This window comes from Nonomuraea sp. ATR24 (assembly GCF_041950485.1).
Classification (GTDB): domain Bacteria; phylum Actinomycetota; class Actinomycetes; order Streptosporangiales; family Streptosporangiaceae; genus Nonomuraea; species Nonomuraea ceibae.
On record NZ_JBGNUU010000003.1, the window covers coordinates 392,385 to 407,247 of the forward strand.

The following is a 14,863-nucleotide window of genomic DNA, read 5'->3' on the forward strand; positions in this document are numbered from 1 at the left end:
AATCCTACTTTCCCCACCTGAGAGATTTCTGAGACGCGATCATGCGAGGAGGGCGTAGACCGTCGAGGCGCGGGCGGCCGGGTCGCTCTCGCCCGCGGCGGTGAGCGTGACCTCGCTGAAGGCCAGCGTGCGCCCCAGCTTGGAGATGCGGACCTCGACCAGCACGTCCTTGTCCACGACCGGCCGCTGGAACGTCGTGGACTGCTGCACGGTCGTCATCGGCACGAACCCGCCCCGGGCGGCGGAGATCGCGACGACGGTGGCGGTGTCGGCGGCGGCCATCATCGCCTGGCCGCTCAGCCCGCCGCCCTCCCGGGCCAGCTCGGCCGACCACGGCAGGCGCAGCACGGCGTGCCGGTCGCCCACCTCCTCGACCAGCAGGCCGAGCCGCCGCACCCAGGGCGCGAAGTATTCGGCGAGGATCGCCTGTCCCTCTTCTGGAGTCACGCGCCCATCCTGCACCCTGGACGTCATGAGCGAGGAGACGCCGCGACCTCCTGTGGACGACACGCCCGGAACGGCCTCCCCTGTGGACGACACCGGCCACACCCAAGGTGACCTGCGGGAAGACGTCTTCCTGCCGTCCACGTACGAGCGGGCCGTCCCGTACGAGCTGTTCGCCCGGCTGCGCAGGGAAGCGCCCGTCTGCCGGATCCCCGAACCGGCGGTCGGCCCGTGGAAGGAGGGGCCCGGCTACTGGGCGGTGTTCCGGCACGCCGACGTCAAGCACGTCCTGCGCACCCCTGAGGACTTCTCCTCCCATCTCGGCGCCACCCAGATCCGCGACCCCGACACCCCGGCCGACCTGGAGTTCGTCCGGGCGATGATGCTCAACACCGACCCGCCCGCGCACTCCAGGCTGCGCCGGATCGTCGCCGCCGCGTTCACCCCGCGCGCCGTGCGGGCCCTGGAGCGGGAGATCGCCGAGCGTGCGCGCGGCCTGTTCGCCGAGGGCGAGTGCGACTTCGTCGAGGTGGCCGCCGACCTGCCCGTGTGGACGCTCGCGCACGTCATGGGCGTGCCGGACCGCGACCGGAGGCTGCTGTACGACTGGGCGTCGCGGGTGATCGGCTACCAGGACGCCGACTACGCGGGCCTGTCCACGGCCGAGACGGACGCGCTCACCCCGATGGGCCGCCAGGCGGTCGCCCGGCGCCCGGAGCCGCGTCCCGGCGTGAACCCGCGCTCCCGGGCGGCGCTCGCCGACATGTTCGCCTACGCGCACGCGCTGGCCGTGAGCCCGCCGGGCGACTCGGTGATGTCCGCCATGCTGCGCGGCGGCCTGACGGAGGCCGAGTTCGAGAACATGTTCTTCCTGTTCGCCGTCGCCGGGAACGAGACCCTGCGCAACGGCATCCCCGGCGGCCTGCTCACGCTCCTCGGCCACCCGGGGGAGCTGGCCCGGCTGCGCGAGGACCCGTCGCTGCTCGGCCCGGCCGTGGAGGAGATGCTGCGCTTCTGGCCGCCGGTGATGGACTTCCGGCGCACCGCCACCCGCGACCTCACGCTCGGCGGGCAGTGGATCCGCAGGGGGGACAAGGTCGTCGTCTACCACGCCTCCGCCAACCGCGACCCGTCGGTCTTCCCCGACCCCGACCGCTTCGACGTCGGCCGCGCCCCGAACGACCACGTCAGCTTCGGCGCCGGCCCGCACCTCTGCCTGGGCGCGCACCTCGCCCGCGCCCAGATGCGCGCCGTCTTCGGCGAACTGCTCTCCTGGGACGTCACGCTGACGGGCGCCCCGCGCCGCCTCACCTCCAACTTCCAGAACGGTCTCAAACACCTACCGGTACGGCTGCGCCGCCGCCGGGCCGTGAGCCGCCCACCGGCATGACCGTAAGATTTGCGCCGTGATGTCACCAGCGACGCTTAAGAACTGGGCCCTGCCCTACTGGACGAGGGGCCCCGCGGGACGCGAGACGCCGCATGATCTGTTCCGTGTGCTGTATTTCGGGTGGCTGGTGGCGTTTGCCCTGAAGGTCCTCGGCTCGGCGTGGGACGTCTCGTGGCACTTCATGTGGCTGCGCGACGACCTGGCCCCGCCGCACCTGCTCAACTCGGCCGGCACCGCCATCGTGGTCGCCCTGACGATCATCCACGGCTACACCGGCTACGGCGTCGACCGGGCCGCGCTCCGGCTGATCCAGTGGGGCACCGGCGTGTTCCTCGTCGCGGTGCCGCTCGACCTGATCAACCACCGCATCAACGGCCTCGACATCACGTCGTGGAGCCCGTCCCACATCATGCTGTACGTCGGCACGTTCTTCATGATCGCCGGCGTGGTCCGGGGCTGGTTCATGGGCGCGCCGCCCGGCCGCGAGCGCACGGTGGTGCTGGGCGCGTTCCTGGCGTTCTTCCTGGAGAACGTGCACTTCCCCGAGCAGCACCAGGAGTACGGCATCCTGTCGCTCGGCGCCTGGGACAACAAGGTGGTCTACGCCGAGAAGATCCTGCTCGACTTCGCCGCCGAGCAGATGGGCCGCCCGGTCGACCGCATCATGATCACCAACTTCACGCTGCCCGTCCCCGACACGCTCTATCCCGTGTACGCGGTCGTCGCCGGGCTGGGCGTGCTGGTCGCGGCCCGGATGATGATCGGCAGGTTCGGCGCGGCGACGCTGGTGGCCGCCGCGTACGTGGTGTTCCGGGTGGCGATCTGGCCCCTGCTCACCGTGGCCGGCTTCCCGCCGTCGGCGGTGCCGTTCTTCCTGGTGGTCGGCGGCCTGCTGGTCGACCTGGCGTTCGCGCTGCGCCATCCGGCCGTGCGCGCCGTCGTCGGCGCCGCCGGCGCGACCGCCGGCGTCTACGGCGCGCTCATCGCGCAGGACGCGGTCATGGGCCCGGTGTACGGGTTCCTCAAGGGGCAGGAGGGGCTGCACGGTTCGCCGCCCCTGGCCACGGCGTCGGCCGTGTGGGCGGGGCTCGGCCTGCTGGTCGTCTGGCTGGCCTGCGAATGGTGGGCCGGCCGCCGTCAGCCGATCGAGGCCCGGGTGATCGCCACCGCCACCCCGTAGGCCAGGCCCATCACCGCGACCTCGGCCGTCGCCCAGCCGGCGACGGCCGTGGCCCGGCCCGCGCGGATGGCCGGCAGCAGCCGGAACCTGATGTGCGCGGCCAGCGGCACCAGCAGCGCCGTCAGGGTCACCTTGACCACGACGAGCAGCCCGTACTGGCTGGTCACGATCGCCCCGGGCAGCTCCACGCCGGGCGTCAGCGCCATCGTGCCGAGGCCGCTGACCAGGCCCGACAGGCCCACCATGAGCAGGCACACGGTCGCCAGCCTGGAGAAGCGCGGCAGCGCCACGGCCAGCAGCTCCGCGCGCGGCGCCACGAACACCGCCAGCGCGATCAGCCCGCCCGTCCACGCGGCGGCGCCGATCACGTGCACCTCCATCATGATCATGATGGGGTCGTGCCACACCGAGTCCACCGCGTGACCGGTCACGGGGATCGGCAGCAGCCCGAACAGCGCGACCACGATGCGCAGCTCGGCCGGAACCTTCTCGCCGAACCGCACCGCCATCAGGCCGATCCCCGCCGCCGCCAGCGCGCACGCCGCGCTGAACAGCAGGCCCTGGCCGGTGCCGACGGTGTCGACGTACGAGGCGATCATGCCGAGCGTGGGGACGCGGCCGGGGTTCAGCTCGGCGGTCTGGAACACGATCGTCAGCAGCGCGCACACCGCCCACGCCCAGGCGGCGGTGACGGCGAGCGGCCGGACCCGGCGCAGCACCGGCTCGCTGCGCTCGGGGGCGTCGAATCCGAGCAGCTTCGGCACCAGGCTCAGCCCGACGACGGCCACGGCGGCCACGTCGAGCAGCACCCGCACCACCGGCAGGCCCACGGTGACCAGCGGCCCCGGCATCGGGATGCCGGGCACGGCCTCCTGCGCGGTCAGCGTGCTCGCGACGACGGCGGCGACCACCGCGCTCACGGCGAACACGCCGCCCGCGAGCTGCCCCCGGACCGCCCTCCCGGCGGCGACCTGCGTGGCCGTCACGCCCGCGCCCCCTTCCCGTCACGCCCGCCGGAACCACCGGACCCTACGCCCTCCGAAGCTCCGCCCTCGGCGGTGCTGGAAGGGCCGGTGGGAGGCGGGGCGGCGCGGCGGAGGGCCAGGGCGGTGCCGGCGGCCAGGATGAAGAGGGCGGCGACGATCCACACCACGGCCATCCCCGCGCCCCCGTTGGCCGCGGCCTCGGCGGCGGCGGCGCCCGCGTCGGGGGCGGCGGCGGGGGCGGTGGCGGCGTCACCGGACGGGGCGGCGGCGCCGGTCCCGGCGACGGTGAAGGTGAGCTTGCCGGTCACCGGGTGCCCGTCGGACGACAGGATGCGGTAGCCGACCACGTAGCTCCCGGCCGGCATCGGCCTGACCGCGACGGATACCTTCTCGGCCGACACCACGGCGGCCCCGTCGGCCCACGCGGAGCCGTCGCCGCCGGTGACGCCGATCTGGGCGTAGCCCTGGCGCGCGGGCTGGTCGAAGGTCAGCGTGATCCGCGACGGCGGCGCGGCCAGCGTCGCCCCGTCGGCCGGGTCGCTGCCGACCAGCACGTTGTGCGCCCACGCGGGGGACGCCAGGCCCGCCGCCGCGCAGGCCGCCAGCAGCAGGACCGTGAGTAGCCGCCTCAACGAACAACCTTCCATCGAGCGTGTTCAAATCCCGTCTATGGTGCCATCCATGAGTGACCTGTTCGGCGGTGCGGCTCCCTACTACGCCCGTTATCGGGCCCCGCACGGCGACGAGGCGATCGCCTACCTGGCGCGGGTGGCCGGCTCGGGCGCGTGCGTGCTGGACCTGGGCTGCGGGCCGGGCACGGTGGCGATCCCGCTGGCGGCGCGGGTGCGCGAGGTGATCGCGGTGGACCCGGACCCGGCGATGCTGGCGGCGGGCGAGCAGCTGGCGGAGGGGGCGGGCAACGTCCGCTGGCTGCGCGGCGACTCCACGACGCTGGCGGCGCTGCCCCCGTTCGACCACGTGGTGATGGGCCGCTCGTTCCACTGGATGGACCGGCGGGCGGTGCTGGCGGAGCTGGACGTGCTGCTGCCGCCGGGCGGCACGGTGATGCTGGTGGGCCCGTCGAGGGATCATCCGGACGAGCCGTGGGAGCCGGTGGTGCGGGCGGTGCGGGAGAGGTTCGGGCTGGGGGAGATGACGGCCCGCGACTCGTTCCAGGCGACCGGCGAGCACCACGATGACGTGCTGAAGCGCTCGCCGTTCTGCCGGCTGGAGGAGGCGCAGTTCGCCTGGACGCTGCCCCGGGACGTGGACGCCGTGGTCGGCCTGCAGCTGTCCTACTCCTACAGCTCGCCGGCGCGGCTCGGCGACCGGGTGACGCGGTTCGCCGCCGCCGTGCGTGAGGCGCTGCTGGAGGCGCGCCCGTCGGGGGTGTGGGAGCAGCGGGTCGTCACGTCGGTGCTGGTCGCCAGGCGGTACTGACAGGTCACAGGTCCTCGGCGGTCAGCCCCAGCTCGCGGGCGGCGGCGGTGCGGACGAGCCGGCTGGCGCGGCGGCGCGACAGGACCCTGCCGTGCACGTTCAGCTGGATGGCCAGCCCGTCGCTCAGCGCGAAGATGCGCCAGGTGGCGTCGTCGGGGTCGTCGCAGGTGAAGTCGCCGGAGGCGACGCCGGCCTCGATGATGCCGCGCATCACGAGCCTGCCCTGCACGTCGAGGCGCCGGGAGGTCTCCTCCAGGTCCTTGCTCCGCATGGACTCGGCCCAGGCGTCGATCCACAGCCGCCAGCCTTCGGGGGAGCCGCCGGGGGAGCAGAGCCGCAGCAGGGCGCGCAGCCGGTCGAGCGGCGGCCGGGGGGAGCGTTCCACTCCGGCCAGGGCGTCCAGGTGCCGCCGGGCGGCGTAGGCGAAGGCCTGGGCGAACAGCCCGTCCTTCGTCTCGAAGTGGTAGAAGAGCAGCGCCTGGCTGACCCCCGCGGCCCGGGCGATGTCGACTGTCCTCGTATGCCCGAATCCTTGTGCGGCGATCACTTCGCAGGCGGTCTTCAGCAAATCTTCGCGCCGTAACCGGCTAAAACCTGGAGTCACAGCCGGCTACTTTAATCAACGCTCAGAGGTATTCGTAGGGACAAAAAGGACGAGCATTACGTTTCCCGGAGCGGAAGGCGCAGAACGAACCGAGCGCCGGTCTCGGAATCCTCGATCGTGAGCGTTCCGTGATGGGCGGCGGCGATCTCCCGCGCGATCGGCAGGCCCAGCCCGGTGCCGCCCGCGTCGCGGCTGCGCGAGGCGTCCAGCCGGGTGAACCGGTTGAAGACCATCTCCCGCTTGTCCGGCGCGATGCCGGCGCCGTCGTCCAGCACCTCCAGCATCGCCTGGCCGTCCTTCCTGACGGTGACGATGACCGTGCACTCGGCGTGGCGGTCGGCGTTGTCGAGCAGGTTGGTGAGCAGGCGGGCCAGGCGCAGCCGGTCGCCGGTGACGACCACGCCGGGCTGGACGGTGACGACCACCCGGTGCGCGCGGGGCCTGCGGGTCTCGGCGGTGACCAGCTCGCCCAGGTCCACCGGCTCCAGCCGGGGCGGCTCGCCCGCGTCCAGCTTGGCCAGCGTCAGCAGGTCGCTGACGATCGCCTGCAGCCGGTCCAGGCTGGCCAGCAGCGCCTCGCCGGTCTGCGGCCAGTCGGCGTCGTGCGGGTGCAGCATCGCCTCCTCCACCTGGGCGCGCATGGCGGTGATGGGGCTGCGCAGGTCGTGGGAGGCGTCGGAGGCGAAGCGGCGCTGCTGCTCGGCGGCCTCCTCCAGCCGGTCGAGCGTCTGGTTGGCGGTCAGGGCCAGGTCGCGGATCTCGTCGTCGGTCTCCGGCACCGGCACCCGCATGCCGCTGCGCGTGGCGCTGACGTCGGCGAGCTTGGCGCGGATCCGGTCCACCGGCGCGAGCGTCCTGGCCACCACCCGGGACACGCCGAGCCAGGTCAGGGTCACCAGCCCGGCCGACAGCCCGAACAGGAAGAGCGGCACCTGCGGCGTGACGTACCAGGGGACGGTGGCGTCGCTGACGTACACCAGCCAGTCGCCCTCGGGCTGGTAGACGCGGAAGACGGCCAGCATCTGGCAGCCGTCGGGCAGCGCGGGCACGTCGCAGATGACGTCGACGTGGTTGACGCTGTTGGCGTGCGGCGACAGGTGGCTGATGCGCGGCGCCCCGGTGAGGTGCTCGCCGGCGGCGATCACCCGGCCGGAGGCGTCGACGACCTGGACGCCGTCCATCCCGGAGCTGATCCTGTCGGGCAGCCGGTTCCGCTTGATCATGTGGACGACGTGCAGCGCGTAGTCGACGACCTCGACGCGCTTGTACTCGACGGTCGCGTTGTAGAGCGCGTACAGCACGAAGGAGTTGACCACGACGCAGATCAGCGCCATGGCCAAGCTGGCGAACAGTGCCAGCCGGCTGCGCATGGAGCCGCCGATCCGCGTGATCACACCTCCCCCTCCGGTAATCAGGTGATCACATTAGGTCACGGCAATGCTAATTAGCGGAGATTCAACGACAAATCCCCCTAAAACACCTCCAGATCAATGCTCTGTACGCCCCGCCGCGCGCTGGTTAGAGTAAGTGAGCACTGATTGCCGAGGAGTCGATGTGAATCTCGCTGATTACCGGCGTGCGGCCAGGGACTGGCTGCGGGAGAACGCACCATCGGACGACGAACCCGGCGGCGACCCGATCGCCCGGGCGAAGGACTTCATGGCCCGGCTGCACGACGCCGGCTACTCCGGCATCACGTGGCCGGAGCGGTGGGGCGGCCAGGGCCTGACCCAGGCGGAGGAGCGGGCGTTCGCCGCCGAGGCCAAGGACTACACGCTGCCCACCTACGTCTTCTCGATCGGCCTGGGCATGACCGGCCCGACGATCGTCGACCGGGGCACCGACGAGCAGCGCGAGCGCTTCCTGCGCCCGCTGCTGCGCGGCGAGGAGATCTGGTGCCAGCTCTTCTCCGAGCCGGGCGCCGGCAGCGACGTGGCCGCCCTCCAGACACGGGCCGTGCGCGACGGCGCCGGCTGGGTGGTCAACGGGCAGAAGGTGTGGACGTCGGTCGCCCAGCACGCCGACTGGGGGCTGCTGCTCGCCCGCACCGACGTGGACGTGCCCAAGCACCGGGGCCTGACGATGTTCGTGGTGGACATGCGCCACCCGGGCGTCACCGTGCGGCCGCTGCGCGACATGAGCGGCCGCGCCAACTTCAACGAGATCTTCTTCGACGACGTGCACATCCCCGACGAGCACCGCATCGGCGAGGTGAACGACGGCTGGAGCGTCGCCGTCACGACCCTGCTGCACGAGCGGCTGTCGATCTCCGCCGGCGTCGGCATGAGCGGTCAGCGTGACAACCCCGCCTCGCTGGAGGCGCTGCGCCGCACCCTCGACACCAGCGACCCGCTGGTCCGCGACGAGCTCGTCGAGCTGCACATCCGCACCCGCGCGCTGGCGCTGTTCAACCAGCGGCTGGCCCAGGAGACCAGCGCCGGGCAGTTCCCCGGCGCCCGGGGCAGCGCCGCCAAGCTGCTGCTGGCCGAGCTCTACCTGTTCCAGGCCGACCTGGCCACCCGCCTGACCGGCCCCGAGTCGGTCGTCGGCGACCACCCGCTCGGCTTCACGCTCGCCGCCGCCCCCGGCATGGCGCTCGGCGGCGGCACCAACGAGATCATGCGCAACATCGTCGGCGACCGGGTGCTCGGCCTGCCGCCGGAGCCCCGGGTGGACAAGACCGTGCCGTTCAAGGACCTGAAGGTGGGGACGCAGGCGTGAAGCTCGTACTCAGCCAGGAGCAGCAGGAGCTGCGCGCCGCCGTCCGCGCGTTCCTGGCCGCCGCCTCGCCGCTGCCCAAGGCCCGCGAGGGCTACGACCCCGCCGTCTACGCGCGGCTCAACGGCGAGCTCGGCCTGGCGGGCCTGATCGTCGGCGAGGAGTACGGCGGCGCCGGCGCCGGGTTCGCCGACCTGGCCGTCGCCCTGGAGGAGACGGGCGCGGCGCTGCTGCCCGGCCCGTTCCTGGCCACGACGTTCGCCGCGATCGTGCTGGCCGGCACGCCCGACAAGGAGCTGCTGACCGGCATCGCCGAAGGCCGGATCGCCGCCGCCCTCGTCCTGCCCGGGACCGCGATCCCGCTGCGCGACGGCGAGCTCACCGGCACGCTGCCGCAGGTGCTGTCCGGCATGGACGCGGACGTGCTGCTGGTGCCCGCGACGACGGACGGGGGCGCCGTCCTGACGGCCGTCACACTCGACGGGCCGGGCGTCACGCGGACGCCGCTGGAGACCCTCGACCTCACGCGCGGCCAGGCCCGCGTCGAGCTCACGGCGGCCGCCGCCCGGGTGCTCGGCCCCCTTCCGGACGCCGCCGGCGTCGCCGACCGGCTGGCCGTCGCGCTGGCCGCCGAGCAGCTCGGCGTGATGCGCGCCGCGCTCGACGCCATCGTCGCCTACGCCAAGGCGCGGGTCGCCTTCGGCCGCTACATCGGCTCCTACCAGGGCGTCAAGCACAAGCTCGCCGACATGCACGGCAAGCTGGAGCAGGCCGAGTCGATCGTCCGCTACGCCGCCTGGGCCGCCGACGAGTCGCCCGGCGAGCTGCCGGAGGCCGCCGCGCTCGCCCAGGCGTACGTGGGCCGCGCCTGCTTCGAGGTGGCCCGCGACCACCTGCTGCTGCACGGCGGCATCGGCTACACCTGGGAGCACGACGCGCACCTGTACTACAAGCGCGCCAAGACGGACGAGGTGCTGCTGGGGCCGCCGCGCGAGCACCGGGCCAGGCTCGCCCGCCTGCTGGAGCTGTGATGGACGTCAGCGCCCTGCCCGGCTTCTACGCCATCGCCCAGGCCGACCCCGCCCGGCTCGCCGTCATCGGCCCCGACGGCGCCCGCACCACCTACGGGGAGCTGCTCGCCCTGGTCAACCAGGTGTCCCACGGGCTGCGCGAGCGCGGCCTCGGCGGCGGCGACGTGGTGGCGGGCGTGCTGCCCAACGGCCTGGACGCCGTCGTCATGCTGATGGCGACCGGGCAGATCGGCCTCTACTACGTGCCGGTCAACTGGCATCTGACCGAGGCGGAGATCGCGTACATCGTCGGGGACTGCGACGCCAGGCTGGTCGTGACGGCGGAGGAGGGGACGGCGGGGCTGGCCGCAGGGCAGCCCTCGGGCGCGCCCGGCGAGCGGGCGGCCGGGGCGGTCATGTGGTACACCTCCGGCACCACCGGCTTCCCCAAGGGCGTGCAGCGCCCCCTGTCCGGCGCCGAGCCCGAGGCCGTCGTGCCGCTCTACACGTGGTTCCTCGGCGAGGTCGTCGACCTGCGGCCGGGCGACGGCGTCCACCTGGTGACCTCGCCGATGTACCACTCCGCGCCGTGCGCCCACACGCAGTTCGCGCTGCACCTCGGGCACACGGTGGTGATCGCGCCGAAGTTCGGGCCGCAGACCGTGCTGGAGCTGATCGGGCGGCACCGGGTGACGAACGCGATGATGGTGCCCACGATGTTCCACCGGATGCTGCAACTGCCGCAGGAGGTCCGCGACCGCTACGACGTGTCCAGCCTCCAGCAGGTCATCCACACCGCCGCCGCCTGCCCCGTCGCGGTCAAGCAGCAGATCATGGACTGGTGGGGGCCGGTGCTCTACGAGTACTACGGCTCCACCGAGTCGGCGATCGCCTTCGCCGTCAAGCCGCACGACTGGCTGGCCAGGCCCGGCACCGTCGGCAGGCCCGCGCCCACGTTCGAGGCGCGCGTCCTCGACGACGACGGGAACGAGCTGCCGCCCGGCGAGCCCGGCCTCGTCTACGTCAGGTCGAGCCTCGGCTCGTTCGAGTACCGCAAGGACCCGGCCAAGACCGCCGCCAGCATGCGCGGCGACTGGTACACCCCGGGCGACGTCGGCTACCTGGACAAGGACGGCTTCCTGTTCCTGTGCGACCGGCGGACCGACCTCATCGTGTCGGGCGGGGTCAACATCTACCCGGCCGAGATCGAGGCCGCGCTGCTGGAGCATCCGGCGGTGGCCGACGTGGCCGTCATCGGCGTCCCCGACGAGGAGTGGGGCCACAACGTGGTCGCCCTCGTCGAGCCCGCCGAAGGGGTCACGCCGGGCCCCGGGCTCACCGCCGAGCTGCTGGAGCACTGCGGCCCGCGCATCGCCAGGTTCAAGCACCCGAAGGTGATCGCCTACCGCGACAGCCTGCCGCGCACGCCCACGGGCAAGCTGTCACGCTCGAAGGTCAGGCAGTCCTACCTGGACGGGGAGTGAACACCAGCTCCTCGCTGTAGCCGGCCTCGTCGCCCAGGTAGAAGCGGGTCGACAGGGTGCGGTCGTGCGTGTCGAACACGGTGGTCCAGATCGTGCGCCAGGGCCCCTCCGTGCCCGCAGGCACGGCCACCGAGGCCAGGCTCGCGCGCAGGTCGTCCGGCGACATGAGCACGCCCTTGCTCCGCTCGTACAGCGTGCGCAGCCTGCCGTACGTGCCGAAGCTCGCCTCGCCGTCCTGCGGCAGGTTCATCGGGTCGGGGTTGCGGTGCAGCAAATGGTTGGTGACGCACAGCGGCCCGTCGCCGACCTCGATCACGTGCTCGGTGCCGTCCCGGCCGCGCTCCCACACGAACGCGCCGCCGCGCGCGTCGGCGACCAGGTAGTGCAGCGGGGCGCCGTGGTCGTAGTGCTTGGCGCCGAGCAGCGCCTGCTTGGCCTGCTCGACGTTCTCGCAGGTGTCGACGAGGAACCGGGGGAGCTGCACGCTGCCGAGCCCGACCTGCGGGTCGGCCGTCTCCGGCGGCGTCGTGTGCTCGATGTCGGCGATGAGCAGCATCACCGCCAGCCCGGCCTCGTTGATGCCGTCCATGCAGCCGTCCAGCTCGTTCATCGTGATCACGGTCGAGGCCAGGCCCTCGTCCGGCACCGTGGTGATCACGTACGGGCGCGAGGCGATCGGCAGCTCGCCTGGCGTGCTGTCCCGGCCCATGAACTCGCTGGTCGTCAGCGTGAAGAAGTCGTAGTTGCGGCCCGCCCTGCCGTGCCCGTCGGGGGCCGCCGACGGCGGGCACCACAGCGCCGAGCAGCCCGACCCGCCCGGGATCACGCTCAGGCCGTCCAGCGCCAGCTCGTCCTGCTCGGGGTCGAGGCCGAGCGCCTGCGCCGCGCCGTCCATGCGGGCGTGATGCTGCGGCCAGTGCCGCTCGAACCAGGTGCGGCGGGCCCGGCTCACCACCGGGTCGATCCGCTGCGGCTGCCAGCCGAGCCGCCGCGCCTCCTCGGTGAGCCGCCTGCCGATCTCCTCCTGGGAACCGCCGACGGTCAGGTGGTGCACGGTCTGGAAGTCGCCCCTGCCGCCCGCGATCTGCGTGATTGTCATGACCTCACGATGCGCGCGGGGGCTGACCGCCGTCCTACCGCCCGCTGACCGCGCGCCGGTAGCGCTCTGACAGCTCCCGTACGACCTCCGCCAGCTCCGGCGGGTCCAGCACCTCGAAGTCCAGGCCGAGGAAGCCCACCCAGACGGCCATCCCCGTCAGGTCGTCGCCGCCCAGCCGGAGCAGGCAGGTGGCGTCGTCGACCGGCTCCACGTCCAGCCCGGCGGTCGCGCCCAGCTCCCGCACCCGCTCGGCGGGGGCGTGCACCAGCACCGTGCCCCGGTGGCGCCACATCGCCGTGCTGACGGCCCGTTCCACGAACGCGGCCACGTCGCCGTCCTCCGGCAGCTCGCGCGGCGTGAACCGGGGCCCGCCCGGCGTGCGCGGCGTGAGCCGGTCCACCCGGTAGGTCCGCCAGCCGTCGCGGCCCACGTCGTAGCCGAGCAGGTACCAGCGGCCCCGGCGGTGCACCAGCCGGTACGGCTCCGCGTCGCGCTCGCTCTCGGCGCCGTCGTGCCCGGTGTAGCCGAAGCGGAGCCGTTCGCGGTCGCGGGCCGCGTTCGCGATCGTGGTCAGCACGCCGGGCGGCACCGACGGGGCGGCGCCGGGGATCTGCACGGTGTAGGAGTTCAGCGCGCTGACCCGGTGCCGCAGCCGCGACGGCAGCACCTGCTCCAGCTTGGCCAGCGCCCGCACCGACGACTCCTCGATGCCCTCGACGCCGCCGCCCGCCGCCCGGCCGAGCCCGACGGCCACGGCCACCGCCTCCTCGTCGTCGAGCAGCAGCGGGGGCAGCGCGGCGCCCGCGCCGAGCCGGTAGCCGCCGGACACGCCCGGGGTGGCGTGCACCGGGTAGCCGAGCGTGCGCAGCCGCTCCACGTCGTTGCGGATGGTCCTGGTGGAGACCCCGAGCCGCCGTGACAGCTCGGGGCCGGTCCACTCCCTGTGCGCCTGGAGCAGCGACAGCAGCTTGAGCAGGCGGGCCGAGGTTTCCAGCATGCCGACCAGTCTGCCGCCGATCGCGGAAGGAGCGCTTCCGCGTCAGCCGCCGAACAGCTTGCGTCCCTGCTCGATCAGCGTCAGCACGGTCAGCCCGCCGAAGAAGGCCACCGACCAGACCAGCGCGCCGAGCCGGTAGGAGCGCACCTTGATGGCGTCGGGCAGCGCGCCCCGGTTCAGCACGATGAGCAGGATCGAGTAGACGAACATCATCACGGCCGCGACGCTGCCCGACACCACCAGCAGGATGAGCGGCTGGTCGAAGCCCAGGAGGAGGATCGCGGCGCCGGCCAGCGCCATCGCCCACACGACGTAGAAGTAGACGCGGTTCACCGACACGGCCCGCTCGCGCAGGTAGACGGTCTTGATCGTGTCGGAGGCCAGCCGCGAGGTGTAGTCGACGATGCCCATCGCCGAGGCGAACAGCGCCAGCGCGCCGATCAGCCAGAACAGCACGCCGAACCAGGGCCCGACGACCTCCTGCAGCACCTGGCCCTCGATCCGCAGGAAGTCGATGCTGTTGGCCAGCCCCTCCCGGCCGAACACCGTCGAGTAGGCCAGCATCGACATGAACGCGATCGTCAGGAACGACACCAGCGCGAACGTGGCGCCCTGCTCCACGTTGGCGAAACGCCACCACTGCCGCCAGCGCTCCAGGTTCGCCTTCGTCGGCGCGAACTGGTAGCCGGTGGACGAGGCCGCCTCCTCCTGCCCGGTGACCGGGCTGACCAGGCGGGGCACGTACGCGCCCATGCCGAAGCCCTTGTCGCGGATCCAGTTGCTCTGGCACAGGTTCTGGCCGCCGCCCGCGCCGGCGTAGGCGATGGCGCCCATCACCAGCGCGAACCCCAGGTCGTCGGCGGGGAAGCCGGCGTTCACCGTCAGGCCGCGGCCGAGCTCGACCCAGCTCTCGGCGTTGATCGCGAACAGGATCGCGACGACGATCAGCGTGGCGACCAGCGCGATCTTCACGAAGATCACCCGCTCCAGCGCGGTGTAGATCACCGGCGCGAGCGTCAGCCCGAGCGCGATCACCGCCAGCATGCCGACCGCGATCCAGCGCACGCTCTCCGCGCCGGTGCCGGTCAGGTACGTCACCATCGTCGCCGACGTGGTGACCCAGCCGGGCCACAGGTTCGCGCAGAGCGTCATGAGCACGAACACCAGGCCCCAGTGCCGCCACATCCGGCTGAACCCGGTGAGCGCCGTCTCGCCGGTGGCCAGCGTGTAGCGCTCGATCTCCATGTTGAGGAACCACTGCGTGATGATGCCGATCGCCGCCCCCCACAGGAAGATCAGGCCGACCTGGGAGGCGATGTACGGCCAGAGGATGAACTCGCCGGAGGCCAGCCCGACTCCGGCGCCGACCAGGCCGGGGCCGATGACGCGCCAGGTCGAGCGGGGCGGTTCGGGAAGGTCGCGGACGGTGACGGGAGGCAGGACCCGCGTGGGCACGGTGGGGGTGAAGTCCGTCATGCGGAGCTCCTTGCTGCAGTCCTGATCGCCGCGCT

The 14,863-nt window shown here is 72.7% G+C and carries 14 protein-coding genes; 6 read left to right on the plus strand and 8 right to left on the minus strand.

Going from position 1 to position 14,863, the window contains the following annotated elements:
* Positions 1-39 precede the first annotated feature (39 nt).
* On the minus strand, positions 40-447 hold the full coding sequence (locus tag ACBI99_RS09420; protein WP_219518224.1) for a PaaI family thioesterase: 408 nt from the start codon (positions 445-447) through the stop codon (positions 40-42).
* Between the two features lie 25 nt (positions 448-472).
* Between ACBI99_RS09420 and ACBI99_RS09425 the strand changes: the two genes are divergently transcribed.
* The gene (locus tag ACBI99_RS09425; protein ID WP_375072104.1) at positions 473-1,834 is read left to right on the plus strand and encodes a cytochrome P450; all 1,362 of its coding nucleotides are present in this window, start codon (positions 473-475) and stop codon (positions 1,832-1,834) included.
* A gap of 127 nt (positions 1,835-1,961) precedes the next feature.
* Entirely contained in the window at positions 1,962-3,014 is a 1,053-nt protein-coding gene (locus ACBI99_RS09430) for a hypothetical protein (RefSeq protein WP_357587232.1), read from the plus strand.
* Here ACBI99_RS09430 and ACBI99_RS09435 read toward each other — a convergent pair.
* Positions 2,972-4,000 carry a copper resistance D family protein gene (locus ACBI99_RS09435; protein WP_219518220.1) on the minus strand — a complete coding sequence of 343 codons (1,029 nt, stop codon included), beginning with the start codon at positions 3,998-4,000 and terminating at the stop codon, positions 2,972-2,974. The two genes, ACBI99_RS09430 and ACBI99_RS09435, sit on opposite strands and share 43 nt — an antisense overlap.
* Positions 3,997-4,632 carry a copper resistance CopC family protein gene (locus tag ACBI99_RS09440; RefSeq protein ID WP_357587229.1) on the minus strand — a complete coding sequence of 212 codons (636 nt, stop codon included), beginning with the start codon at positions 4,630-4,632 and terminating at the stop codon, positions 3,997-3,999. The genes ACBI99_RS09435 and ACBI99_RS09440 overlap by 4 nt, the downstream gene beginning before the upstream one ends.
* Before the next feature lie 49 nt (positions 4,633-4,681).
* Here ACBI99_RS09440 and ACBI99_RS09445 point away from each other — a divergent pair, with 49 nt between their 5' ends.
* Positions 4,682-5,440, plus strand: a complete 759-nt coding sequence (locus ACBI99_RS09445) for a class I SAM-dependent methyltransferase (protein WP_375072105.1) — start codon at positions 4,682-4,684, stop codon at positions 5,438-5,440.
* A 4-nt stretch (positions 5,441-5,444) separates the two neighbouring features.
* Here the strand turns inward: ACBI99_RS09445 and ACBI99_RS09450 are convergent, their stop codons facing one another.
* A complete protein-coding gene (locus ACBI99_RS09450; RefSeq protein ID WP_219518216.1) occupies positions 5,445-6,044 on the minus strand; it encodes a TetR/AcrR family transcriptional regulator in 600 nt (199 codons plus the stop codon).
* Positions 6,045-6,100: 56 nt separating this feature from the next.
* On the minus strand, positions 6,101-7,438 hold the full coding sequence (locus ACBI99_RS09455; protein ID WP_375072106.1) for a sensor histidine kinase: 1,338 nt from the start codon (positions 7,436-7,438) through the stop codon (positions 6,101-6,103).
* A gap of 160 nt (positions 7,439-7,598) precedes the next feature.
* Here ACBI99_RS09455 and ACBI99_RS09460 point away from each other — a divergent pair, with 160 nt between their 5' ends.
* Genes ACBI99_RS09460 through ACBI99_RS09470 form a run of 3 tightly spaced genes read left to right on the plus strand, consistent with a single transcriptional unit; the run spans position 7,599 to position 11,256 of the window.
* Positions 7,599-8,765: an acyl-CoA dehydrogenase family protein gene (locus ACBI99_RS09460; protein WP_375072107.1), complete on the plus strand. Its 1,167-nt coding sequence runs from the start codon at positions 7,599-7,601 to the stop codon at positions 8,763-8,765.
* Complete coding sequence (locus ACBI99_RS09465) at positions 8,762-9,793, plus strand: acyl-CoA dehydrogenase family protein (protein ID WP_375072108.1); 1,032 nt, start codon at positions 8,762-8,764, stop codon at positions 9,791-9,793. Before ACBI99_RS09460 ends, ACBI99_RS09465 begins: the two co-directional genes overlap by 4 nt.
* Positions 9,793-11,256 carry an AMP-binding protein gene (locus ACBI99_RS09470; RefSeq protein WP_375072109.1) on the plus strand — a complete coding sequence of 488 codons (1,464 nt, stop codon included), beginning with the start codon at positions 9,793-9,795 and terminating at the stop codon, positions 11,254-11,256. The genes ACBI99_RS09465 and ACBI99_RS09470 overlap by 1 nt, the downstream gene beginning before the upstream one ends.
* On the opposite strand, the gene ACBI99_RS09475 is transcribed toward ACBI99_RS09470, so the two are convergent.
* The 3 genes from ACBI99_RS09475 to ACBI99_RS09485 are packed head-to-tail and all read right to left on the minus strand — an operon-like array spanning position 11,228 to position 14,828.
* Complete coding sequence (locus ACBI99_RS09475) at positions 11,228-12,355, minus strand: C45 family autoproteolytic acyltransferase/hydolase (protein WP_219517161.1); 1,128 nt, start codon at positions 12,353-12,355, stop codon at positions 11,228-11,230. The two genes, ACBI99_RS09470 and ACBI99_RS09475, sit on opposite strands and share 29 nt — an antisense overlap.
* A gap of 34 nt (positions 12,356-12,389) precedes the next feature.
* Positions 12,390-13,352: a YafY family protein gene (locus ACBI99_RS09480; protein ID WP_357587219.1), complete on the minus strand. Its 963-nt coding sequence runs from the start codon at positions 13,350-13,352 to the stop codon at positions 12,390-12,392.
* Positions 13,353-13,394: 42 nt separating this feature from the next.
* Positions 13,395-14,828 (minus strand): Nramp family divalent metal transporter, encoded by a 1,434-nt coding sequence (locus ACBI99_RS09485; RefSeq protein ID WP_375072110.1) that lies wholly within the window; start codon positions 14,826-14,828, stop codon positions 13,395-13,397.
* Between the last annotated feature and the right edge of the window lie 35 nt (positions 14,829-14,863).